General features: G+C 46.7%; 15 protein-coding genes and 3 tRNA genes. 1 reads left to right on the top strand and 17 read right to left on the bottom strand.

What is annotated here, in order from left to right:
• Positions 1-74: 74 nt before the first annotated feature.
• The 8 genes from topA to ACTNEN_RS01140 all read right to left on the bottom strand — a co-directional run bounded on the left by topA (position 75) and on the right by ACTNEN_RS01140 (position 11,888).
• Entirely contained in the window at positions 75-2,162 is a 2,088-nt protein-coding gene (topA, locus tag ACTNEN_RS01175; protein ID WP_441204228.1) for a type I DNA topoisomerase, read from the bottom strand.
• A gap of 73 nt (positions 2,163-2,235) precedes the next feature.
• Positions 2,236-3,150, bottom strand: coding sequence for a DNA-processing protein DprA (dprA, locus tag ACTNEN_RS01170; RefSeq protein WP_441204227.1), 915 nt, complete (start codon positions 3,148-3,150; stop codon positions 2,236-2,238).
• Positions 3,147-4,709, bottom strand: coding sequence for a YifB family Mg chelatase-like AAA ATPase (locus ACTNEN_RS01165; protein WP_441204226.1), 1,563 nt, complete (start codon positions 4,707-4,709; stop codon positions 3,147-3,149). The genes dprA and ACTNEN_RS01165 overlap by 4 nt, the downstream gene beginning before the upstream one ends.
• Positions 4,710-4,940: 231 nt before the next feature.
• Positions 4,941-5,996 (bottom strand): RluA family pseudouridine synthase, encoded by a 1,056-nt coding sequence (locus ACTNEN_RS01160; protein ID WP_441204225.1) that lies wholly within the window; start codon positions 5,994-5,996, stop codon positions 4,941-4,943.
• Complete coding sequence (locus ACTNEN_RS01155) at positions 5,993-6,754, bottom strand: SDR family NAD(P)-dependent oxidoreductase (RefSeq protein WP_441204224.1); 762 nt, start codon at positions 6,752-6,754, stop codon at positions 5,993-5,995. The genes ACTNEN_RS01160 and ACTNEN_RS01155 overlap by 4 nt, the downstream gene beginning before the upstream one ends.
• A 169-nt stretch (positions 6,755-6,923) precedes the next feature.
• Positions 6,924-7,007: transfer RNA gene (locus tag ACTNEN_RS01150), tRNA-Leu, on the bottom strand.
• Between the two features lie 98 nt (positions 7,008-7,105).
• Positions 7,106-9,427, bottom strand: coding sequence for a polyphosphate kinase 1 (ppk1, locus tag ACTNEN_RS01145; RefSeq protein WP_441204223.1), 2,322 nt, complete (start codon positions 9,425-9,427; stop codon positions 7,106-7,108).
• A gap of 247 nt (positions 9,428-9,674) precedes the next feature.
• Positions 9,675-11,888, bottom strand: a complete 2,214-nt coding sequence (locus tag ACTNEN_RS01140) for a PIN domain-containing protein (protein ID WP_441204222.1) — start codon at positions 11,886-11,888, stop codon at positions 9,675-9,677.
• 269 nt (positions 11,889-12,157) lie between these two features.
• On the opposite strand from ACTNEN_RS01140, the gene ACTNEN_RS01135 reads away from it, so the two are divergent.
• Positions 12,158-12,242: transfer RNA gene (locus ACTNEN_RS01135), tRNA-Ser, on the top strand.
• A gap of 281 nt (positions 12,243-12,523) precedes the next feature.
• On the opposite strand, the gene ACTNEN_RS01130 is transcribed toward ACTNEN_RS01135, so the two are convergent.
• The 9 genes from ACTNEN_RS01130 to ACTNEN_RS01090 form a co-directional block, all read right to left on the bottom strand.
• Positions 12,524-14,413: an ABC-F family ATP-binding cassette domain-containing protein gene (locus tag ACTNEN_RS01130; RefSeq protein WP_441204221.1), complete on the bottom strand. Its 1,890-nt coding sequence runs from the start codon at positions 14,411-14,413 to the stop codon at positions 12,524-12,526.
• Between the two features lie 10 nt (positions 14,414-14,423).
• Positions 14,424-15,497, bottom strand: a complete 1,074-nt coding sequence (locus ACTNEN_RS01125; RefSeq protein ID WP_441204220.1) for an MBL fold metallo-hydrolase — start codon at positions 15,495-15,497, stop codon at positions 14,424-14,426.
• Positions 15,498-15,621: 124 nt separating this feature from the next.
• Positions 15,622-16,023, bottom strand: coding sequence for a hypothetical protein (locus tag ACTNEN_RS01120; RefSeq protein ID WP_441204219.1), 402 nt, complete (start codon positions 16,021-16,023; stop codon positions 15,622-15,624).
• A 5-nt stretch (positions 16,024-16,028) separates the two neighbouring features.
• Positions 16,029-16,358 (bottom strand): hypothetical protein, encoded by a 330-nt coding sequence (locus ACTNEN_RS01115; protein WP_441204218.1) that lies wholly within the window; start codon positions 16,356-16,358, stop codon positions 16,029-16,031.
• Positions 16,359-16,676: 318 nt separating this feature from the next.
• A tRNA-Trp gene (locus tag ACTNEN_RS01110) sits at positions 16,677-16,747 on the bottom strand.
• A 46-nt stretch (positions 16,748-16,793) separates the two neighbouring features.
• Complete coding sequence (gene radA, locus ACTNEN_RS01105; protein WP_441204217.1) at positions 16,794-18,179, bottom strand: DNA repair protein RadA; 1,386 nt, start codon at positions 18,177-18,179, stop codon at positions 16,794-16,796.
• Positions 18,179-20,638, bottom strand: a complete 2,460-nt coding sequence (locus ACTNEN_RS01100; protein WP_441204216.1) for an ATP-dependent Clp protease ATP-binding subunit — start codon at positions 20,636-20,638, stop codon at positions 18,179-18,181. Before ACTNEN_RS01100 ends, radA begins: the two co-directional genes overlap by 1 nt.
• Before the next feature lie 115 nt (positions 20,639-20,753).
• Positions 20,754-22,319: a cadherin-like beta sandwich domain-containing protein gene (locus ACTNEN_RS01095; RefSeq protein ID WP_441204215.1), complete on the bottom strand. Its 1,566-nt coding sequence runs from the start codon at positions 22,317-22,319 to the stop codon at positions 20,754-20,756.
• A gap of 67 nt (positions 22,320-22,386) precedes the next feature.
• Positions 22,387-24,390, bottom strand: a complete 2,004-nt coding sequence (locus tag ACTNEN_RS01090; protein WP_441204214.1) for an SH3 domain-containing protein — start codon at positions 24,388-24,390, stop codon at positions 22,387-22,389.
• Positions 24,391-24,489 lie beyond the last annotated feature (99 nt).

Below are 24,489 nucleotides of genomic sequence, written 5' to 3'. Positions count from 1 at the left end.
CTGCCCTGACAAAACATAAAATTATTGGTTTGTCAAGACGCGTTCTTAAATATAGCATACTGCAAGATACTATGTCAATTGCTTTCTTTAGGCTCTTGAGGCTCTGTAATAGCCGCCTGTTCTGCCATATTTTTATCTGCTGTATCCGGCATCACATAGATGTCGCCTTCTTTCTTTTTACCTGCTGCCGCATCCTTGGGCTTGGTCCAGGTCATATAACTGCAATCAGGATACCCGGAGCAGGAATAGAAAATACGACCCTTTTTGGAACGGCGCTTGATGCATTCCCTGCCGCAGCTTGGACATAAAAAGCCTGCGTATTCAATATAGGGCTTGGTGTTACGGCATTCCGGAAACCCGGGACAGGCAAGGAACTTACCGTGAGGACCGTATTTAATAACCATATGTCTTCCGCATTTGTCACAGACAACATCGGTTTCTTCATCTTTAATGGTAATTTTCTCCACTTCCTCATTTGCCTTATTGACGGCTTCCTCGAGATCCGGGTAGAAGTTCTCAATGATCGTTTTCCATTCAATCTGACCATCTGCCACACTATCCAAAAGAGATTCCATATTGGCGGTAAATGCAGTATCAACGATCTGCGGGAAGTTTCCGACCATCATTTCATTCACCGCCTGCCCGAGCTCTGTTACAAAGATGTTTTTCTTCTCTTTTGTTATATAGCGTCTTGCGAGCAGCGTGCCGATCGTCGGTGCATAGGTAGACGGTCTTCCGATGCCGTCCTCCTCCAGCGCCTTTACGAGAGAGGCTTCTGTATAGTGTGCCGGTGGCTGGGTAAAATGCTGCTCCGGATGGAATCCGGCATTTTTGAGTCTTGCGCCGACCTCCAGCTCAGGGAGAGAAACATCCTTCTCAACCTTATCCTCCTCGGACATGTATACAGTCAGAAATCCGTCAAATTTCCGTCTGGAACCGGACAGTGTAAAGGTGTAGCCTGCAGCGTCAAGCCTGACACTCTCTGTGTCATATACAGCGGGCTGCATCCGGGACGCAAGGAAGCGATGATAGATCAGCTGATAAAGGCGGAACTCATCCCGCTGAAGACTTTCCTTCGCCTCCTGCGGAGAGATTGTAAGATAAGTCGGACGTATCGCTTCATGTGCGTCCTGGATCCGTACCTCGCCCTGCTTCTTTTCCTGATTTTCCGAAGCCACGTAAGCATCACCGTATTTTTCCGCAATAAATGCTTTTGCCTGGGCATCTGCCTCCTCGGCAATACGGGTAGAATCCGTACGCAGATAGGTTATAAGTCCGATCGTTCCGTGATCCTTTACGTTGACACCCTCATAGAGAGACTGCGCTATACGCATGGTTTTGGAGGTAGGAAATCCGAGCAGCTTTGCGGCTTCCTGCTGCATCGTGGACGTGGTGAATGGAAGCGGTGCCTTCTTTCTACGCTCGGATCTACGGATGTCGCTTACGATAAAATCCTCGGATCCGATGGCATCTATGATCTCCTGAACCTCTGCTTCATTGGCAGGCACCTGCTTTTTCCCCTTACCATAAAAGGCTGCCATCAGTTTCTTTCTGCCGGCCTCCAGCTCGGCATCCAGTGACCAGTACTCTTCCGGCACAAAGCCTGCGATTTCATTTTCCCGATCGGCGATCAGCTTGAGAGCTGCTGACTGTACACGACCGGCGCTGAGACCCTTACGGATTTTTTTCCAGAGTAAGGGGCTAATGGTGTAACCCACAAGACGATCCATGACACGACGTGCCTGCTGGGCATTGACCAGATTCATATCAATTTCTCTGGGATTTTTTAAGGCAGTTTTGACGGCATTTTTAGTGATTTCATTAAAGCTGATTCTGGAAATTTTATTTTGATTGTTTTTATCCTTGTCAAGCTCATTTTTAAGATGCCAGCTGATCGCTTCCCCCTCACGATCCGGGTCAGTTGCGAGATAAATTTTGTCAGCCTTTTTTGCTTCCTTTTTGAGCTTGGATAAAAGCTCGCCCTTTCCGCGGATCGTGATGTATTTCGGCTCATAATCATGCTCCACATCTACACCGAGAGAACTCTTGGGCATATCAATAAGATGCCCCATGGTAGCATCGATTGTGTAGTTTTTTCCGAGAAACTTGCTAATCGTTTTTACCTTTGCCGGTGACTCAACGATAATCAAACTGTTTGCCATGAAATAAACTTCCTTATATATAAATTCTTACCAAAGATCTGGGTCAAGTGCACTCACTATATAACAGCTTTTTTTATTTTGCAAGACCGGAAGATAGTTTCTGGCGATAGTAACCGACTCTTGGACTCTCGATGTAATCCATCATTTCGAGCTCTACTAATACTTCTGCTGTCCTTTGAACAGATAGTCCGGTCGCGGCAATAATCTCATCCATATGGCGGACATCCTGGGCGAGTTCCAGATACACCTTTTTCTGCAGCCGGCTCAGTTTCTCAAGCTTCCGCTCCGGTAGCAGCAATTCCCCCTGCAGCTTAAGATTAAGAACCTCCAGTACATCATCAACTGAAGTCAGGATCCCGGCTCCCTGCCGGATCAGCTCATTGCAGCCTCTGGATAAGCGGTCATTGATTCTGCCGGGCACAGCCAGCACCTCCTTTCCCTGCTCGAGTGCATTTCCGACGGTAATAAACGTACCGGAACGTTCCTTGGCTTCAATCACAAGGACAACATCTGCAAGCCCAGCGATAATCCGGTTTCTGCTGGCAAAATGTGATGGAAGCGGCGGGGATTCCAGCGGATGTTCTGAGATGGCGCCGCCACCCAGGCGCAGGAGCTTGTCATATAGACGAAAATTTGATTCCGGATAACAGATATCCAGTCCACAGCCAAATACTGCAAAGGTTTCCGCTCCGGCATCTACCGCGCCCCATTGTCCGGCGGCATCTATCCCGTATGCCATACCGCTGATGATCTGGATGCCCTGACCTGCAAGAGCGCTTCCAAGAGACCGTGCGATATCAAGACCATAAGGAGTGGCATCCCTGGCACCGATAATCGCAGCACTTGGCACGTCGTCCTTTGGGAGGTTTCCTCGTACATAAATGGTTCGCGGACAGCGGGGGATATTTCTCAGGCGTTTTGGAAAATCCGGATCCAGAGGCGTGAGCTCACGGATTTCACTTTTTAAGTGCATGTCTCTGTTGGTCATAGTCTGCCTCCCATGTCTCCGGAACCATACAGACGGTCCTCAAAGGAACGGTAGCTGACAGCCTCGGCGAGATGCATCATCCGGATCTCCGGGGAATCGTCGAGGTCCGCGATCGTTCGCGCAAGCTTCAGTACCTTATGATACACACGGACGGACATCTGCCGTTTCTCATAGATCCGCTTCATATAGTCACTTTCCTGAGGACCCAGACTGCAGAAGCTGTGGATTTCGCGAATGCTCATTTCACCGTTATATCGTATCCCGGGGATTTCCCGGAAGCGCTTAAGCTGTATTTCTCTTGCTTTCTGAACCTTAACACGCAGCTCCATAGAGGAGACGCCGGGGATTCTGCCCTCTGCCTGCTCAAATGTAACAGGCGATGCTTCTACGCAGATATCAATCCGCTCCAGAATCGGACGGGAGATCCCCCGCTGATACGCACGGATTTTGCCCGGGGTGCAATGACAGCGGTCACGATCCGGATAGAAACCGCAGGGGCAGGGATTCATGGCAGCGACCATCAGGCAGTCTGCGGGGTACGTAAAGGTCCCCTGCATACGGCTGATAATGACTCTCCGTTCTTCCAGCGGCTGACGCAGAGCTTCGATTGCGGATTTTGAAAATAGGGGAAGCTCATCCAGAAACAATACACCTCCGGAGGATAATGCAAGCTCTCCCGGAACCACAGCACCTCCCTGTACGCCGCCGGTCAAAGCAGGCGTTGTGATGGTATGATGCGGACTTCGGAAGGGACGTTGATACAAAAGGGCGCTGTCCTTAGGCAGCAGTCCTGCGATGGAATAGATTTTGGAAATTTCTATGCTTTCATCGCGTGTAAGTGGAGGCAGGATCCCCGGGATGCGTTTTGCAATCATGGTTTTACCGGAACCTGCCATGCCGGAGAGCAGCAGATTATGTTTACCGGCAGCGGCGATCAAGGCGGCTCTTATACCGACGGACTGCCCTTGCACATCGGAAAAATCCAGCATGGCGGTCTCCTTTACGGACAGCTCCTCCGGCGCCGGGCGAGGGAAGCTTTTAAAATGCTCACTGGTGGAAATCAGCTTTAAAAGCTCTCTCACCGTGGATAGTCCGATGATATCCATGTTTTCCACTACAAGAGCTTCTCTCACATTTTCCGCGGGCACGATGGCACCGGTAAGTCCCTGCTTCCGGAACTCGGATACAATAGATAAAATGCCACGAACAGGACGGATCTGACCATCCAGTCCGACCTCGCCTACAATTCCATACGCATCCAAAGGGAAGCTTTCGGTTATGCCAAGGATCCTGAGCATCCCGGTCACAATCGGAAGATCAAAATAGGTTCCATCCTTCCGGATGTCTGCCGGCTGCAGATTAATGGTGACTCTTTTAGGAGGAAGAAAAATATCAGAATTACGTAAGGCAACATTGCACCGCTCGACAGCTTCCCGCACACTGGCGGAGACATTACCTACGATAATACTGCGGGGCAGCCCGCCGCTCTCATCCACCTGAACGGAAACCAGATATCCGCTGAGACCGGACAGACCGCCGCTATAAATTTTTGATAGCATGATACCACGATGGGAATCAGGAGTGTTTATACAAAGAATCTTTTACAAGCATACATGATTTGCAGGAGCTTGTAAACAGAAGCTTATAAATTCACGTAATTTTACACGATATCTTTTGCGTGATATATGATAATTTACAGGATTTCTCTGCCAATTGCAGTCCAGCCTGATCCGTCCGGTCGATCCGGATGGTCCAAGCTGTCTTCAAGACCGGATATGTCCCGGCAAACTTTATCCGTGATAGAATTGTTTCAGATCATCCGGATACTCTGCAACAAGCGTTTTACCACTGAGACCAGACAGTACTCCTGACATGTCCGGAAAGCAAAGCTGCCATGCATGCAGCAGCTGATGCTCAACCTTGTATTTTTTACGGCAGATTTCATTGATCCGGGACTTGCCATATTTCGGATCCCCCAGGATCGGATGACCAATGGAAGCAAGATGTGCCCTGATCTGATGTGTTTTTCCGGTAATAAGATGCACCTTCAGGACGGTCCATGCACCATTGGATTCCAGAGGCTGGTATGCAGTATGAATTTCCGATGCATCTTTAAAAGGCTCCAGACGGATCTCGACTTTGTTGTTGGCGGGATTTTTATACAGAAATCCATCGATCTGATGCTCACTGGAAATCACGCCGGAGACTACCGTGAGGTAATATTTCTTAAGACTTCGATCCTTAAGGATTTTGCCAAGCTCCTGCAGTGCCGGCAGCGTTTTACCAAACAAAAGGAGTCCGGAGGTATTGCGGTCCAGCCGGTTGGCAATTCCTGGCTTAAAGGTCTCCATCTGAGATTCTGTCAGCTCACCTTTCCGGATCAGATAGTTAAGACAGATCTCGTTAGCGGAGGGAGTTTTGCTTCCATCACTCTGAGAGAGCCACCCTGCCGGTTTATTAATAACCAGAAGATTTGCATCCTCATATACGATACAATGCTTTGGCAGGTTCGGAAGCCTGCTGTCACGAGTTTTCTTTGCCTTTTTATCATTCTCGGATTTCGATGCTTTCACAGCTTTATCCGCAGCGTGATCTTTACTATGTTCATTACCGGATGTTATAGACCTGCCTGTCATAAGCGTCAGTGTCTCATCAGAGAGATAAAGCTTGATCGAGTCTCCGGGACTAAGAATCTCATTTCCCCCGGCTTTTTTATCGTTTAGGACAATGTTTTTTTTGCGAAGCATCTTATAGATAAAGCCACTGCCTGCCTGACTCAAATATTTATGCAGAAGCTTATCCAGACGCTGACCGGATTCATTAACACCGGCGATAATTTCCTTCATGCTATGATCCTCAGTAAAACAAATATCAATTTGTGCGGTATAAGCACAGTACAAAGTCTTAAGACATTCATCGGCAGACCGTATATGGAAATATCCTTACCAATCACACTGTCCTTCACTGCCTTATACGCGACCTTGTCCGGCTCTGCCATAAAAAACTTTTTGAACCACGCAGTAGTACCGCTGGATTCCGCACGCTCAAAAAATTTTGTGTGTACCGGTCCGGGGCATACGGCGGTAACCTTGCAGCCGCTTTTTCCGAGCTCCTCGTTTAAAGCGCGGGAGAAACTCAGTACATAGCTTTTAGAAGCAGCGTATTCTGCAAAGTTAGGCTGCGGCAGGAAGGCTGCTGCAGATGCAAATTGCAGGATTCTGGATTTTGCAGCCATATACGGGAGACTAAGCTTTGTCATCAGGGTTAACGCCCGCATGTTAAGATCCGCCATATCACCTGCGTCCTTAACCGGTATCTGTGATACGGACCCAAGCTTGCCAAATCCTGCTGCATTTACAAGAAAAACGATCTCTGGAGCTTCTTTAAGCAGCAAAGATTCATAGCTGTAAAGATTCTTTTTTTTACGGAGATCCATTGCAAGCGTTTTTGCAGGTCGATGCAGCTGCTCCGCAGTTTCCTTAAGCTCTGCACTGCTCCTTCCGATGAGCCAGAACTCTTCGATATTGGGAATGAGACGATCAATCACTTTGGCACATTCTCTGCCCATGCCGGATGAGGCTCCGGTGATTACAGCAATTTTCATACGAAACCCTTTCTATGCTTGGAGGATTTAAAGGATTTAATATAATTCAACACATCTCAAAAAGCATTTTAAAAGCGTTCTAAAACCAGTTACAAAATAATACGTAAATATCGATATTAGTTCAAAATAATTATAAAAAAAGCACCAGAGATCATCTCTGATGCTTTGCTGCGGGAGATGGGACTTGAACCCACACGTCCTATCGGACACAAGATCCTTAGTCTTGCCTGTCTGCCAATTTCAGCACTCCCGCAAGACAGGCATTATCTTATCACGTCTGTCTTTTTTTTGCAAGCATTTTTTAGAACTTATCTCTGTATCCCTCAGAACCGTCCCTCAGAGCCTCAGAACCTATGCTTTTTCAGAAGCGTCATATGCCTCCTGATAAAACTGCTCCTGCGCATTGATACTGCCTTCCGCATGAAGCTGACGATCATGGTAGAGACCATCTGACTTCAGCTCCTTACCCTTTTCATCATCTGCCATCATGGTATCGAAGATATGTATGATGCGCGCTCTCAGCTCCGGATCGTAAACCGGCGCAGCAACCTCCACTCGGCGGAGCGTATTTCTTGTCATAAAATCCGCCGAAGCAATATAGATTTTCTGATCTTCTCCGGCACCGAATCGATAAATCCTTGAGTGCTCCAGGAATCTGCCGACAATACTGATCACCGTAATATGATCCGTATATCCGGGGATACCGGGGATGAGGCAGCAGATTCCACGTACAATGAGCTCGACTCTGACCCCTGCCTGTGAAGCTTCAATCAGCTTGTTGATAATATCCTTATCCGTCAGAGAATTGATTTTTACGCCAATATATGCTGGTAAGCCCTGTTTTGCCTTATGAATTTCCGCAGCCATCATTTCCAGTACCGGCTTCTGCAGACATTTCGGAGCGACTAGAAGCTGTCTTGTATGCTCTACAGTAGTACCCTGTAAAAGTGTTCTGAATACTTCTGCGGCATCAGCTCCGATTTCCTGATTTGCTGTCATAAGGCAGAGATCTGTGTACAGCGCAGCTGTCTTTTCATTGTAATTTCCGGTGCCGATCTGCGTAGTATAACGGAAACCATCACTCGTCTTCCGGGTAATGAGACAAAGTTTAGAGTGCACCTTATATTTCTCGAGACCGTAGATCAGCTGGCAGCCTGCATTCTCCAGACGACGGGACATTTCAATGTTGTTCTGTTCATCAAAGCGCGCACGGAGCTCAATCAGTACAAGCACTTCCTTACCGTTTTCCGCAGCTTCACAGAGCGCATCCACTACCTTGGAACGGCTTGCCACGCGATACAGGGTCATCTTAATGGATACAACGGTATCATCTTCAGCGGCTTCATTTAAAAGACGAATGAAGGAACGCATGCTTTCATACGGATATGAAAGCAATAAATCCTTTTTATCAATCTGAGGAAGCATCGGCTCACGCGGATTGACGGAAGCTGCAGGTCTGGGAGAACGCTTTGGATAAAAGAGGTCGGTCTGATCCCGGAGAGTATCCTGCAGAGTAAAGACATAGGACATATCCAGAGGTGTATCAACCTTAATCACGTGATCCACGGAAATTTCCAGGTATTTTGCGATTTCCTTTATTACCGAGTCATTCAGTGCCCTCGTATGCTCCAAACGGACCGGATGCAGCCTGCTCCGCTGACGCACCATGCGCTCCATCATATTACGGTAGTCCAGATCCTCATCAAAGACCTCAAGCGGATCAATGTCAGCATTTCTTGTGACGCGGATAATCGATTTTTCACGGATCTCATGCTTTGGATACAGCTTTGATACAAAATGCAGAATCAACTCCTCAGACAGCATAAAATATCCCGGACGGTTCGGCACCTCAATCAGACGTTTAAACACAGGATTGGAGCACTGCACAATACCGGTTTTGTTTTTTCCACCCTTGGATTTCAGCAGGACCACGGCATAAAGCTCTTTGTTATGCAGAAACGGAAATGGCTGCTGCTTTCCCAGTATCATCGGAGAAAGAAACGGAGCGATCATATGATCAAAATAGCCTTCCAGCATACTCTGCTCCGAGGCTGACATTTTATCAAAGTTGACAATGTGAATACCTTTTTCCTCGAGCTGACGCATGAGTCCGTGGTAGATTTCACTTCGCTTTTTTTCCAGTTTTTTTACTTCCTTGAGGATTGCGTGAACCTGCTCCTCAGAGCTCATATTGGTTTTATTTTCGCGGACATCCTCGCCGGAACGCATCTGTTCCATCAGGGTACCGACACGCACCATAAAAAACTCATCCAGATTGGTCTGATAGATCGAGACAAAGGTAAGTCTCTCTGCCAGCGGAACCTTAGGATTTCCGGCTTCATTCAATACACGTTCATTAAACTGAAGCCAGGACAACTCCCGGTTTTTATAACAGTTAAGCGGAAAAGGATCTTTTTTTGAGATACTTTTTTTCTTATTTTTATCCTCAGGCTCTACCTGGGACAGCTGCTCCTCTGTATCCTCTACCGGTACATCCGGTACGGCTTTGGCAGGTACTTCCTGCTCTGAAAAAATGCCTGGTCTAAGCTCTGAATCATCTGAAATATGAGCTTTCCGGGCTGCCTTATCCTTTTTCATTTCTTCTTCCCTGTCCTTTATCTCTGATGCAGTATCCTTATGTCTAAGCCAGCGAAACAGATCCTTTATTGGCATAAGCTTGTTTCCTTCCGTACGATATACTTATATAAATTGATTTAATCCATTCTGTATTTTCAACATATCTATATTCCTATATTTTAATTCATACGGAAGATTCTTTCAATATGCTTGGATCTAATCTGAATTTTGAATTTTGATCGTAAAAAACCGGAATCTGCCTTACTGCTTCAACGTACAGCTTAGGAGATTCCGGTTAATGGAGCTCTACATATTTTGTTAAATCTTTGTAAAATGAGTAAGCTTACACGCTTGCTGACGGATTGGAACTAATCACTTCTGCTGACGGCTGCCCGCTTTTTGGTACATCTGCAGATTCCATTTTTTCTGCATCAGCGCGTTCACTTTTTTCTACAGAAGCCTCGGACTCCACTGGAGCGGCTTTTGCAGCTTTCCGTTCTTTGACCATGTTCTGGAAGGACTTTTTGGTCTCATCATAGATGATGCGGCCCTGCTCTCTGCCAAATGCCTTCATCATCTTTAAATAGTATTGATGCAGGGTGTTGGCATTGGAACCGTATTTTTCCAGCACCTCTGCAGCATCATAATTCACTGCAGTCTGATGCGAGGCAGTTTGCCTGGATTGTGGCTTTTCAGGCATAGTCGGTTTAGAACTGGATTCCAAATCCTCCTGCGTGGTATCGGAATGATCTGAAATAGAGTCCTTCACCACGAGATTCTCCTGCACTGAAGCTGTTATAGGAATGTGAGCTTTTTCTGTATCAGAGTGCTCCGATGGCTTGCTGTTTCCTGCTGTATCCTTGTTTGCTGACTTATTGCTTTTTCTGCTTCTGGATTTACGTGCTGTTTGTTTCTTCTCCGGTGCTGCTTTCTCTTGCGGAGCCGTTTTAGCTGACGCATCGGAGCTCTGATCCTCAGCCCTCTCAGCATCTGATGCATTTATAGTCCCGGTTTTATCTTCTACGACTTCCTTTTTTTCTGCTTCCCTTGAGACAGGCTCTTTTACTTTACTGGAGACTATCATTTTTTCAGGGCTTTCATCAGCTTCCGTTTTGATCTTTTTCTTTTGAGAAACGGAAGTTGCCTTGGAGGAGTCCTCCACTGTATTGTCTGATGATGTTTCCTCAAATGTTGTCTCTGATACTGCAGGCACTTCTCTTTCGGCTTTTGTATCAGAGGCTTCCTTCGGGTGTGATTCAGCTGTGACGGGCTCTGCGTTCTGGGAACCGCCTTTACGGACCATAGTTCTGGAAACCGGATCATAGATAAAGTGTACTCTGTTAGGATCTTCTTTCTCTACATTGGCAATTGATGCCGCAGGCTCCTTGTGCGGTACAACAGCATGGAACACAGGCTTTGATTCCGGCTTTTGAGATGGGGTGATTTCAGAAGCATTCGCAGATGATGCTTGCAGAGAAGTGTCAAGCTGTTTCGCGGCATTCTGCTGCTCGCTTTGCTTTGCTGTGCTCGCTCTATTTTGAGTTTGAGACTGCTCGCGCTGTTCTTTACGGGGTTCAACCTTCTGCTGTTCCGTTACAGCTTTTACAGCTTTTTTATCCTGAGAATGCGTCTCACGTTCCAGTGCCTCTTTAGCTTTATGCTCCGGCTTTGCCGCTTTCTGCATGGAAGGACTGCTTACGGAAATGTCCGGCTCCCCGGAGCTTTTACCGAGAATTCCTTCATTCATTGAAGCATATGGATTAACCGAAGGCATATTGAAATTTGGAGCCTGCGGCGTTCTGGGTCTTGTATTTCCATTGTTTCGGGATCTTGTGTTTACGCTAGGAGCAGATGCAACGGACTCATTTGCGGTCGGAGCCGCCTTAATTGTATTTTTTTCCGAAGAGGTATCCTGAGCGGATTTTACAGCCTGTGTATCCACTTTTTTAGGAATTACCCGACTGATTTCCGAGAGCTCACTGCTCTTATTCTCCTGCTGAATCAGGGGATTGGGAAGGATCGGTTTTGGCTCATCCCGGTGCAGATTTGCACTTGGATTTGCGTTTCTGCGTCGATTGCTGCGGCTTAGCGTCGGACGCGTCGGGATCGTATTCATTGTTTCAAACGAATCTGTAAGGAGAGCCTTTTGATTTCGTTCCTTGCAGCGTATCAGGCGCTCCTCATCATTGGCAACAGAGTTCAGGAAGCATTCCTCAATGGTTTCGCCTAGCAGAATCTCAGCGCCCCGGAGGCTATGCCAGAAATCCCGTACGGCAGCGTAGCCCTTGTCCTTTGACACAATGCAGATCTTTTCTCCGGTATCCAGAAACATGCCGGTTGTAGATGCGATGTACATATCCAGCGCATTGGCATGCTGCTTTAAAAGCTTAACCATCCGGACATTTACATTTTTTTCTTTGAGATCGTCTACAATGCCTCTCGTCACAGCGGAATTTTCATCGCTATAATACATTACCAGAGTATCGGTATCATTAAGATACTCATACCCCTCAAGCCCACTTACATGGGTGTTTTCAAAATCTACTAAAATGATCACTAGAGTCCTCCGATTTATTTAATGACTTTTTTATTTTCTTTTGTTCCAATTTATTATGAAATCTATTTCATCTACTGTCTTTTGACTTTATGAAATTACAGTTTCAATAATCTATAAGAGTTCATCTATTATTTTGAATCCTGGAATTATAAACTTCATTGGATCGTGTCGATTTAAATGGTGTTAAAACCGTTTTTATTATATAGCATATTTTTTAAAAAACATACTTGATTTTTTAAAAATACTTTGCTATTATAAACGAGTTGCGAGACGAGGTGTGATAATGGTAGTCGGCCAGCCTGGAAAGTTGGTGCTCGCTTGTGCGGGTTGTGAGTTCGAGTCTCATCCTCGTCGCTCTTTAAAAAAGCACGTGTTTTCAAGGAAAAGCTTTAAAAGCCTTGAAAATACGTGCTTTTTCGCTACGTATTTTTACTTTTTCGTAAACATTTTATTCTCTGAAAAACACTATGTTTACCCTACAAGAACTCTATAAACAGCACTTCCGGATGAAAACAAAGATGTACCCGAAAACCCATGTATGGTTCGGGTACATCTTTGAAATGTCACAGTCAGAGTACCTCCGAATGATATCCGAGAGCAGACCGTAACCGTCATTACATTTCAGCATCTCCTGACTAGCTGTTTTCCGCTTCAATCCTCGATGCGAGTTCACTGAGATACTCCCAGCGTTCCATTTTCTGATCGAGCATGGCTTCTGCAGTATTCTTTTGTTCTGTGAGTTCATTCAGCCGGATAAAATCGTTGGCATTTTTAAGAATCTCCTGATCGAGCTCTGAAATTCTGGATTCCAGCTGATCAATTTCAGATTCTATGCTCTCCCACTCCTTCTGCTCCTTGTAACTGAACTTCAGCCGGTGCGTTCCACGACCGGATGCAGCAGACGTACTTGCCCCCTGGGACATGACATCGCCGAAAGTATTCTGAGGTGCCAGATCTGTCACAGAGGTATTAACGCCGGCGATGGAACCACCATTGGCAAAGACAGATCCACTGCCTTCGAGCTCCGGATGGCGCCGGAGATATTCGACCTGATAATCCGTAAAGCCGCCCTCGTACTGACTGATTTTGCCATTTCCCTCAAAGGCGAAGATGCGGTTTACACAGCGGTCCAGAAAATACCGGTCGTGAGACACCGTGATCACGATTCCCTGGAACTGATCCAGATAGTCCTCAAGGATCGTCATTGTACGGATATCGAGGTCATTGGTGGGCTCATCCAGGATCAGCACATTGGGAGCACTCATCAGGACCTGAAGGAGATAGAGCCTGCGCTTCTCGCCGCCGGAGAGCTTGGATACCATCATGTACTGCTGGGACGGTGGAAACAGAAAGCGGTCAAGCATTACACTGGCAGAGATGCTTCCGTCAACCGTCGGCACATATTCTGCAATGGATTTCACGGCATCAATGACACGCTGATCACCGTCCAGATCCTCATTTTCCTGTGAGAAATATCCGATTTTTATGGTCTGCCCGATCCGGATTTCACCCTGATCCGGCATCTCCCGCCCGGTTATCATTTTAAGCAACGTGGACTTGCCGGAGCCATTAGGACCGATAATGCCGACTCGATCATTTCGTAAAAAATAGTACGTGAAATCCCGGATAAGCGTCTTGTTGCCGAAGCCTTTGGAGATATTGTCGATTTCAATCGTGGTCTTGCCAATCCGGCTTGAGATGGAAGAAAGCTTCAGCTCCGCATCCTCTACCGGACCATGCATTTCCGAAAGTTTTTCATAGCGCTGGATTCTGCCCTTTTGCTTGGTCGTCCGGGCCTTGGCACCACGGCGGATCCATTTCAGCTCATTACGAAGGATGTTCTGCCGGGTGCGCTCCTGCGCCTTGGCAATGTCCATACGCTCCGCTTTAAGCTCCAGATATCCCTCATAGTTCGCTTTGTAGCTGTAAATTTTACCCTGATCCAGCTCCATGATCCGGTCGCAGACGGAGTCCAGAAAATACCGGTCATGCGTCACCATCAGGAGGCTTCCTTTAAATGCTTTAAGATAGCTTTCCAGCCACTCGGACATCTCTCCATCCAGATGGTTTGTGGGCTCATCCAGGATCAAAAGATCTGCCGTGGATAATAAGGTGCTTGCCAACGCAATCCGCTTCCGCTGCCCTCCGGATAAGGTACCCATCCGCGCTGTCAAATCCTCTATTCCGAGCTTTGTCAGCATTTTTTTGGCTTCTGCTTCCAGGTTATAGACATGCTGTTTTCCTTCATTATCGCGCAGCACAGCTTCCAGGATGCTGTCCTCCGGATGAAACTCCGGGTTTTGCGGGAGGAAGCGAATGCTTAAGCCGCGGCGCATCACAAGTCTGCCCTGATCTGGCTCCTCCAGTCCGGCAACAATCTTTAGCAAGGTGGATTTTCCTGTGCCATTGATTCCGATTAAAGCTGCCTTTTCCCCCTCCTGCAGGTAAAAATCTGTGTCGTCAAACAGCTGACGCTCGGTATACACCTTGCTGAAATGTTCAATTGTTACGATATTGTTTGCCATAGAAAATATCTTATTTTATCTTCCAGTAAAAAGTTCCATTGACATCACTGCGGGTCACGAAATCAAGTCCCATCAGGTATTCCAGCAGACTGAAGGTTTTGGTGACCATCATCTTGTATTGGAAAAACGCTCCATCATCACCGGGAAGCTTCTGTATATGATACGCCGCCTCTGCCACCTCACGCACCGTCATAGGATGGTCTGCCTTTTTTAAGATTTCCTTTATTATTGAGGATTTATTCAGATAAGAGTATACGGTAAGATCCACATCCTTACAGATTCTGGTAATCACATTGCCATGCGCGGGATACAGCTTCCAGCCCTCACTCTCCTTGCAGTGATGCTTGATCCACGCAAGAGACTGGAAAAAGCCATCCAGCAGAGCCTCATCCGGATAGGTGGTTGCAACAATTGGAGAGATCCCCTCAATTAGCTGATCCGCCGGAAAGAACAGACGATGTGCCTCATCAATCAGTCCCATCTGTCCATATGTATGCCCTTTTAAGGACACTGCCTTAAGTGCGTAATCTCCATAGCAAAAGAGATCCCCGGCTTTTACATCGGTATAGGGAAAGCCCAGTGTCGCAAGGACGCTCTCGCCTTCTTCCTCCACTCGCTCCGAGAGGCGCATAAAGGTACTCCAGATTTCCGGCGTATGGTCCGGGTCTACACCGACCGAATGCAGGACATGCTTTTGAGCCTCCCGAGATTCAACTGTAAGCTTATACGCAATACAGTCATATGGGTGCCGCTCCTCCTGCCGGTTCATGTAGACACGCGCCCCCTCCTTTGTGAGAATGCTGGCAAGTCCGCTGTGGTCGTGATGCCGGTGAGTCAAAAATATATCAAGATCTGTGACAGAAATATGCAGGTCTTTCAGCGCCTGCTCGAGAGTGACAAGACAATCTGTCGTTCGGAAACCGGTATCGATCATCAGGCTTCTGCCATGGTTAACCCCGGCTTTCCCGGGAATAATATAAATATGGATCTGCTGTACTCCGTTTTCTGCTGTTTTATTGTAAAGCTCCGTTACAAAAATACCCGGCTCTACTTCTCTTACGGTAGATCTATTAAAATCTGACATAGCTTACGTACTCCATGATCTGGCGCAGGCTTTGGAAACCGCGCAGCTTATACTCCATATTATAATAGGTTTCTGCCAAAACACCACCGTACATTTGAGTACTGGTTATTATATAAATGTACGTTTAGGCTTTTACATCGGAAAAGCCGACAGACTCCAGGAACTCTCTTGTAAGATTGCTTACATGCTTCTGACTGTTTCCAAGACCTCTGGCAAATGTCATATCGCTATTATCCGTAAAGACAGTCAACGTAACATGGAAATCATCAATGGCAGCTTCGTCATTGTCCGCTTCATCTATCAGCTTAAGCACATCCGCATAATAGCGACTGACCTCCTCGGGAGCTGCTGTCCGGTCTATGATCCGGGAGGCTTCACCATTGCTTCCGATAAATTTCCGATAGCGAATGTCACCGGACTTAGGGATATCGTAAATAAGATGATAATTGTTTTGGGCGCCGTTCATGGGGTCATAGTATGCGACCTCATAGCGCATGCTTTTTACAAGCTTAAGTAAATTTTTCATAGAGCTTATTTAAATTTATGTGCATGGTGTCCCACCAGATCGCTGAGTCCCGGATCTGTGTCAACAGAGGTTTCCTTGGTTTCTGCCGTTTTGGATGTATCAGCAGCGTCTGTAGATTTAGAATCTGCAAATGCCTGCGCTTTGGATGTTTCCATAGAAGCCCCGGATGTTTCTGCAGCAGCCCCGGATGTTTCTGCGGCAGGAGTCTCGCTTGCCTGCACGCTTTCCTGTGCGGTGCTTTCCTGTTTATCAGAATTTCCGCCACAGGCTGCTAAAGACATGCACAGAATGAGGGCTGCAGCGGCTAAGCTTGTATTTACAAAATTTCGTTTCATACGGTTCTTTCATTTCCTTTCTACTAACTCTGATATGAATTCTAATATTAACTCTGATGCTAATTCTCTTACATATCAGAAATCAGATGCATTGTACTTATGATTTGTGACGTAAATGTGTAGCCAAGCTAAAGATATCTGCAAATTTATAAAAAATATCTTTTTTATACTAAGTGTGTCCAGGCTGCTTTTTGAAATATGTCATTGATAAGCGCAGCGGCGATAACAAGCACTGATAACAAACACTGTTAACAAACACTATAAAAACGCGAGAAAAAGATGGACAAAAAAAATCCAGTTGAAGTTCAACTGGATTCACAGGGGTGCAGCGATTCGAACGCTGATGAACGGTTTTGGAGACCGGTATCTTACCATTGGATGACACCCCTATCTCGTTGCTCTTTTGTCTTTAGCAGCAACGACAGTAAATATACCTTATTTCTTTAGTATTGTCAATGCTTCTCTGATATTTTTTACAGGGATGATTTCAACGTCAGGATTTTCATGGAACTGGATCCGATCCTTATGATAGTACGGCATGACAATTTTATGAAATCCCAGGCGGGCAGCTTCCTCCATACGCTGCTCAGCTGATGAGACAGCACGCACCTCACCTGACAGCCCCACCTCTCCAAAAATCATGACATCATCCGGAACCGGAATATTTCTCCATGAGGAAATTAGTGCCATTACGATGGCGAGATCTGTAGACGGCTCGGAAATTTTAAGACCGCCTGCAATATTTACATAAGCATCGTATTTGGAAAGATCGATCCCAAGTCTTCGCTCAACAATGGCAGTCAGAAGGTTCAAGCGGTTATAATCTACGCCATTGGCTGTTCTCCGGGGGTAATTAAAGCTCGTAGGAGCAACCAGTCCCTGAATCTCAATTAGAAGCGGGCGGGTTCCCTCCATACCACAGGTGACAACTGAGCCGGAAGCATTCTCAGGTCTACCGGAAAGCAGCATTTCCGATGGATTCCGGACTTCCCGGAGACCGTCTGCATTCATCTCAAATACCGCAATTTCATTGGTAGATCCGAACCGGTTTTTCTGTCCATGCAGTATGCGTAGATTCCCGCCGGCTTCTCCCTCAAAATACAGTACAGCATCCACCATATGCTCCAGCACCTTAGGACCGGCAACTGCACCGTCCTTGGTTACATGTCCTACCAGAACGATGGCAATTCCGTTTTCCTTGGCAGCCCGCAGAAACTGAGCTGCAGACTCCCTTACCTGACTGACAGATCCGGGAGCAGCTGTCACAGATTCTGTATACATGGTTTGAATCGAATCGATCACAACCAGATCCGGCTGTGTTTCTGTTATGGTTTCCACAATGTTCTCTACATTGGTTTCCGTCATAAACCTGAGGTCTCCGGAAATGTCCGCTATGCGCATGGCCCGCATTTTTATCTGCTTAAGACTCTCTTCTCCCGAAACATAAAGGACAGATTTTGAGGCTTCTGCGGCAAGATTTCTTGCCACCTCCAGTAAAATTGTGGATTTACCTATACCGGGGTCTCCTCCCAAAAGGATAAGCGACCCTACAACAATGCCTCCGCCAAGAACTCGATTTAACTCCCGGAAGCCGGTGTCCATCCGGTCTTCTTCAATAAGCTTTATTTCATCTATTTTAACAGGGCGGGTGCGCTGCTGCCGGATGTTTTTTTTACCAGAGGCGGCAGAGGAACCCGCTGCTTTTGCCACGGGTTCCTCCACAAATGTATTCCATGCCTTGCAGGCAGGACACTGTCCAAGCCATTTTGCCGTTTCATATCCGCATTCCTTACAGAAATAGCGGGATGTGATTTTTGCCATCAGGCATTTCTCCTTTTACGTGTAATAAACTTAAGCTCTGTGCCCTCTTTGGATACAGTAATTCTTACAGATGATCCTTCCGTGATCTTCCCATCCAGAATATCCTCTGCCATCGGATCTTCAACCAGCGTCTGTATGGTTCTACGTAGTGGGCGGGCACCAAACTTAGGATTAAAGCCTTTATTAATCAATAATGCGCTCGCCTTGGCATCCATGCTGATGTTAAGCTCCATCTGTTTCTTGGCACGTGCACGTACCTCCTTCATCATGATATTGAGGATTTCTGTCATATTATCCTTGGTAATAGGATGGAATACGATGATTTCATCAATACGATTCAGAAATTCGGGCTTAAAGATTCTACGTACCTCGTCCATAACACGGCTGCGCATGAACTGATAATCCTTATCTTTACTACCGTCTCCGGAATCAAAGCCCAGACGCTTCGGACTGAGGATTTCCTCGGCTCCGGCGTTTGACGTCATAATAATGATTGTATTTTTAAAGCTTACTTTTCTGCCCTGAGCATCTGTAATGTGACCATCATCCAGAATCTGCAGCAGGATATTGAGTACATCCGGATACGCTTTTTCAATTTCATCAAACAGCACAACCGAGTACGGATTTCTGCGTACCTTTTCCGAGAGCTGTCCACCCTCATCATAACCGACATATCCTGGAGGAGAACCGATCATCTTGGAAACACTGTACTTCTCCATATATTCTGACATATCGACGCGGATCAGATTATTTTCCGAACCAAACATTGCCTCGGCGAGCGCCTTGGAAAGCTCGGTTTTTCCGACACCGGTAGGTCCCAGAAACATAAAGGAACCAATCGGACGCTTTGGATCCTTTAAACCGACACGTCCTCTCTTGATCGCCTTAGCCACAGCAGAAACAGCCTCATCCTGTCCAACCACTCTCTGATGCAATGTGGTTTCCAGATTCTTTAAGCGTTCTGTCTCTTCTTCCGCAAGCTTTTTTACCGGAATACCGGTCCACATGGAAACAATATCAGCAATATCGGATTCTGTGACATGAAGTTTTTTATCTTCCTTCTCCTGCTGCCATTTTAATACTTCCCTGTCAAGGCGGTCCTTTTTCTGCTCCTGCTTTTTCTTGATCTCGGAAGCTCCCTCAAAATTCTCGGCTTTAATAAACTCTTCCTTCTGGTTTTCCAGATCCTCGAGCTGCTGCTTAAGCTTCTTAATTGTCTCTGGTTCACCGGAAGCATTGCTCTTGAGCCTTGCCGCGGCTTCATCAATAAGATCAATGGCTTTGTCCGGCAGATATCTGTCATTGATATATCTTGCAGACAAGGCTACCGCAGCTTTGAGAGCGTCATCATCATATACCACATGATGAAATTCCTCATATTTAGATCGTATACCAAGCAGGATTTGTAAAGTTTCCTCTTCACCTGGCTCGTCAACTGTCACCGGCTGGAAACGCCGTTCCAGAGCCGCATCCTTTTCAATATGCTTCCGGTATTCATCCAGCGTTGTTGCGCCGATGATCTGCAGCTCTCCACGGGCAAGTGCAGGCTTCAGGATATTGGCAGCATCCAAAGCACCCTCTGCGCCACCGGCACCAATAATCGTATGGATCTCATCGATAAAGAGAAGTACTTCACCGTCATTCTGTGCTTCCTGAATGACTCTTTTAATACGCTCCTCAAATTCTCCGCGGTATTTGGAGCCTGCGACCATGCCGGAAATATCCAGAGTAACGAGACGCTTCCCCTGGATGGAATCTGGCACATCTCCGGACTGAATCCGCTCTGCAAGACCCTCTACAACTGCAGTTTTACCGACTCCCGGCTCTCCGATAAGACATGGATTGTTTTTCGTTCTGCGGGAGAGAATCTGAATGACCCGCATGATTTCTCTATCCCTGCCAATAACCGGATCCAGCCTGCCATCAGCAGCGAGCCGTGTCAGATCTCTTGAATACTGATCCAGAGTCGGTGTGGTACTTTCATTCTGCGTAGAGGCGCTTCCGGCTTTATTATCCACATAACTATCGTCTCCTACCGCAGACATAATCTGCTGATAAATTTTCTGCGCATTGCCGCCCAGCGTTGTAATAATTCTGGACGCAACACAGTTCGGATCCTTCAGGATGGAAATCAGGATATGCTCTGTACCAACCAGCCGGGAACGGCTGTGCATGGCTTCCTGCATGCTTCCCTCCATGACCTTTTTTGCTGATGGAGTATAGCCGGAACGATCTGTCAGCGCAACATTACTGTCCGGAGTGATAAAACGGCTGATCATCTCACGGATTTTATCTTCATTTATTCCATTGGCGGCAAGCACCCTGGCAGCTACAGCGGTATTTTCCCGCCGGAGCCCCATCAGGATATGCTCTGTGCCAATATAATGCTGATTCAGCTCTTCAGCGCTTTCAATCGCGAGTTGCAAAGCCCGCTGCGCCTGAATGGTGAATTGGTTCATTAAAATGCCTTTCTTAAATTTATGAGTACCAAATTGTGCGAGTACTCTGCGGATTTCTTTATCCAAACAGTAGCATACAGAAGCCTGCAAACATAATTCTATATACAGATTTCAATTACAGATCTTCTATTTCAAGCTCGTCTTTTTCTGTATTTTTCTTTTGTGAATTCTGCTTAGCAGTTGTCGAAGCTGTTGGTGCAGAGGTATCCTGTGCTGTCTCTGTCTTCTTTTCCTTCACATCCGGAATACTGATGGTAGGCTCATCCGATGCCTCCAGATCCTCTATTGTAATTTCATCGGTATCATCCGTAAGCTTCGCCTTATCTTCCTTTCGTATTACCTGCGTTACTTCCAGATCGGAATTGTTTTCTACCGGAGAGGATCGTTTTAATGTCTGGATTGCCTTTGTTTCGCCGAGTTCCTCTTCTGTTTCCTTTGGAGCTTTTTGATTCTCTCTATGATCCTGGATATTATTAATCATGCGGACAGAATCCGTATGACGGCTGCGGCTTCTGGAACGGATCAGTACAATTACATAAGCTGCAAGCGCCAGTGCCACTACGCCAAGTACACAGCTTAAAATAAACTGTGTATTATACCGGCTTACAAGTGCATCATACTTCTCTACCATTTCCGGATAGCTTTCTGCGTTTTGCTTGAGATTTGCCTCTACCGGATCTTCAAAATATCTCTGAATGGTCTTCTCCTCGAGATCATAACGGTAGAAATGCAGCTCACCTGCATCATTCATACCATAGACAATGCAGTACTGATGATCCGTATCTGCCTTCCATACCCATCCTTTGACATGGTGTCCGTCGATATCAATGGTGCTTTCGGCAAAACCGGCAGGGATTTCGACATCAGACCCCGGATTCATAATGGTAATCGTCTTTTCTTTGGAAGAAAGCTTAACGCCCTCATTTACTGTTTCCTGTGACTTGCCGGATGCAGCATCATTTTGAGAAGCACCACCGTCCACTTTATTAACATTGAGGGTATATACGGTCTGGGTTGTACCATCCTGTGCAGTAACGGTGACTGTAACATTATTTTCGCCCATGTTGAGGCTGTCATTTCCTGAAACTTTGACGGTGGCTCCGGAATCCGCTGCTACAGCATTTACTGCGAGAGTATTTACATCTGTGCCTACGGAAACATCATAGGTTGTCACATCGTTAGAAAATGCGGGAGTAAGCTCTCCCGGAGAAACGGTCAGCTCGGAAAGAGATGCATCCTTTGAAGCGGCAGCCTGAGAGGATACCGTTACCGTAGAATTACCTTCATGTGTAATCTGAACCAGAGACTCATCCGTATCATATACTTCCTGAGTCTCTATCGTGATCGCAGCTTTACCGGAACCAAGCGTTTTGAATTTTAAATTATATTCCAGAGTTCCGGTGCCCTGACCATTGGTGGCGCCGTGAATCCTTACCTTACCGGCGCCTCCGTCCGCATCCGTTCCGCTGACAAATTCCAGGAGATTGCTGTCATAATCCACAGTCACATCGGCTCTGCCAAGGGTACCATCTGTGCTGGAAACTTTCATTGTGACATTAACATCTGATCCCTCGGTAACGCTCGGATCAGAAAAAGTTATAGTTCCGCTTGCAGCAAATGCACTGATTGACAATAACAAGGAAGCTGCAGCTGTTGCAAGGATAAGCTTTATTTTATTCATTATGTCTCCTTTACAGAATATCTGCTCATCTACAGGATAATTTCTTCGGGAACCTGCAGTCATGAGCTTATGAAGGGCCCGAACCGGCAACGACAATATTCACGGTAGATTGATTATTTACCGTGGATCCGGAGCTGCTGCCGGAGGATGTACCCGGACCTCCCGAGCTGCCGGCATTCACAGTAGAAACCGAACTGCTCCCCACATCAGTATACATAGATCCATTATTAGTTTGTCCGCCGGACTGACGGTTAATCAAAATGGTATAGCTTCTGGTATCTCCATTCTGCGCGGTTACCGTAATGGTTACAGTTGTTGATGCGCCATCAAGTGAAATGCTTCCTCCGCCTGATACAGAGGCACCGGAATGCGCCGGCACAGCATGTACATTTACAGAGGTAACGGAAGGATCCACCACAAGAGTATACTGCTCGGTATCCATATTGAAACCAGGTGTCAATGTAAAACCATCCAGGCCTAGGGATCTCAGCTTATTGTTTGGATTTCCATCCTTTACCGGAAGCGGACAGGCAGACTCCGGCATGTTTTTATACACCGGTATACTAAACTCATGGGATGCGGAGCGCATATCGGAAGTATACGCAGCACCAAGCTTGGCACCCTCCTCAGCGGCTCCCTGTACATTGGTCATGTACTGATGCTTATAGGCGTTGCTGCCCTGAACATTCCATTTCTTTAAATATAACGTATCCTGCCCTGCATTTAAATAATTTGCGGCAAAAAATTCCGCACCTCCTACAATGGACTTTTCAATGGTGTTCCAGGGTCTGTTATAGGAACCACTCTGGGATGCATACCAAAGCCCCCGCTCTACTGCAGACATATTGTTAGCAGCATAAGCGCCAACATTAAAGAAATTATAGTAACCGCTGGCTCCGGATATGGATGCGCTTTTTCCGTCTTTTCCTTGCTCCTGCAGGATCATAGAAGCAAGCAGATAGGGATTTTCCTGCGATTTTTGTGCAGCCTCCATAATGATTTCGGCATAGCTCATGGATGTACCCTGTAGATCTTGTGTTGTACCGGAGGCTGGCACCGTGACCTCAGTGGAAACGGTAGATGCATCACTGCCTGCCTGTGAGACCGTTGTATCGTTTGTTCCGGTACCTTCACCCGGTGCTGCAAAGTCTAACAATGCTTCACTACCAAAGCCGGTAGCACTAGCAGAACCTGCATCTGTAGAAGCAGCACTTTCACTAGAGCCTGCCGGACCGGCAGCAACGATGGTTACGGTTTGAGAACCGGAGCTGCCGGAACCTGAGCCTTGGGAACCGGCAGAGGGTGTATTGCCGGAAATGCTGACCGATTTATCCATAAAGGTGCCTTTCAGCATTTCATTTAGTCCCTCAATATTTTGAAGATTAGGATTAAATTTATGGACTGCAAACTGAAAAACATAGGATTCATTAAGAAAGTTTCTTGGATCCATGTAGTAGGCAACTATGTCCCGGGAGGCAGCTACCCAGGTCGCACCATCAAATCCGGGCCAGGTGCTGGTAGACCAGTCAAACTTACCATTATCTGTAGACTTCCAGGAGGAAATAGAGTCGGTATCCACGAGGCTGTTGGTACCTTCCAGCTCCTTACTTACAGCGGTATTCCAGTCAATGCCTGTTTGATATGCTTTAAATGTCCAGTTAGGATATTTTGCATGCAATTGACGGAGACCGGTTTTGTAGCTTTCCGGAAATCCCTGCTGTGAAAGATATGCTTCAAAGCTTGCATCTGTTGTATAGGCAACGGGAAAGCTGATAAAGTCAGAGCGCACATATCCATTTCCACCATTATAGGATACCTGATACCAGACATAGCCATCCGATTCTGTAGACTGTCCTGTAACCGTAACAGAAGTATTGGCAGTAAGGGAGCCGGCCCTGCTGGTTTCTGTAGACGGACCGGAACGGACATTGACAACGGCGCCTACAATGACAGCCTGTCTTGTATCAGCATAAACGGTACCTGCAGGACACAGCATTTGTGCGGTCGGAGAAACCATAATTGCAGCTGCTGTAAGGATCGCAAGTCCCGTTTTATTTAAAATTCTTTTCATGTATCCTGTCTCCGAATCTTACGTAGTTTTTAATAAAAGGAAAGGGAGTGGATATGATCCACTCCCAACCAGTTTAATTTTGCGGCGTAGTTTCGTCAA

The sequence above is a fragment of the Oribacterium sp. HCP28S3_H8 genome (assembly GCF_052064775.1).
Classification (GTDB): Bacteria; Bacillota; Clostridia; order Lachnospirales; family Lachnospiraceae; genus Oribacterium.
Note: the sequence above shows the minus strand (reverse complement) of the source record. Positions and strands in the feature narration are given on the sequence as shown.

Excerpts from the sequence above, each read along its gene's own strand:
- topA (WP_441204228.1), bottom strand. The coding sequence starts at position 2,162 with ATGGCAAACAGTTTGATTATCGTTGAGTCACCGGCAAAGGTAAAAACG.
- dprA (WP_441204227.1), bottom strand. The coding sequence starts at position 3,150 with ATGACCAACAGAGACATGCACTTAAAAAGTGAAATCCGTGAGCTCACG.
- ACTNEN_RS01165 (WP_441204226.1), bottom strand. The coding sequence starts at position 4,709 with ATGCTATCAAAAATTTATAGCGGCGGTCTGTCCGGTCTCAGCGGATAT.
- ACTNEN_RS01160 (WP_441204225.1), bottom strand. The coding sequence starts at position 5,996 with ATGAAGGAAATTATCGCCGGTGTTAATGAATCCGGTCAGCGTCTGGAT.
- ACTNEN_RS01155 (WP_441204224.1), bottom strand. The coding sequence starts at position 6,754 with ATGAAAATTGCTGTAATCACCGGAGCCTCATCCGGCATGGGCAGAGAA.
- ppk1 (WP_441204223.1), bottom strand. The coding sequence starts at position 9,427 with ATGCCAATAAAGGATCTGTTTCGCTGGCTTAGACATAAGGATACTGCA.
- ACTNEN_RS01130 (WP_441204221.1), bottom strand. The coding sequence starts at position 14,413 with ATGGCAAACAATATCGTAACAATTGAACATTTCAGCAAGGTGTATACC.
- ACTNEN_RS01125 (WP_441204220.1), bottom strand. The coding sequence starts at position 15,497 with ATGTCAGATTTTAATAGATCTACCGTAAGAGAAGTAGAGCCGGGTATT.
- ACTNEN_RS01120 (WP_441204219.1), bottom strand. The coding sequence starts at position 16,023 with ATGAAAAATTTACTTAAGCTTGTAAAAAGCATGCGCTATGAGGTCGCA.
- ACTNEN_RS01115 (WP_441204218.1), bottom strand. The coding sequence starts at position 16,358 with ATGAAACGAAATTTTGTAAATACAAGCTTAGCCGCTGCAGCCCTCATT.
- radA (WP_441204217.1), bottom strand. The coding sequence starts at position 18,179 with ATGGCAAAAATCACATCCCGCTATTTCTGTAAGGAATGCGGATATGAA.
- ACTNEN_RS01100 (WP_441204216.1), bottom strand. The coding sequence starts at position 20,638 with ATGAACCAATTCACCATTCAGGCGCAGCGGGCTTTGCAACTCGCGATT.
- ACTNEN_RS01095 (WP_441204215.1), bottom strand. The coding sequence starts at position 22,319 with ATGAATAAAATAAAGCTTATCCTTGCAACAGCTGCAGCTTCCTTGTTA.
- ACTNEN_RS01090 (WP_441204214.1), bottom strand. The coding sequence starts at position 24,390 with ATGAAAAGAATTTTAAATAAAACGGGACTTGCGATCCTTACAGCAGCT.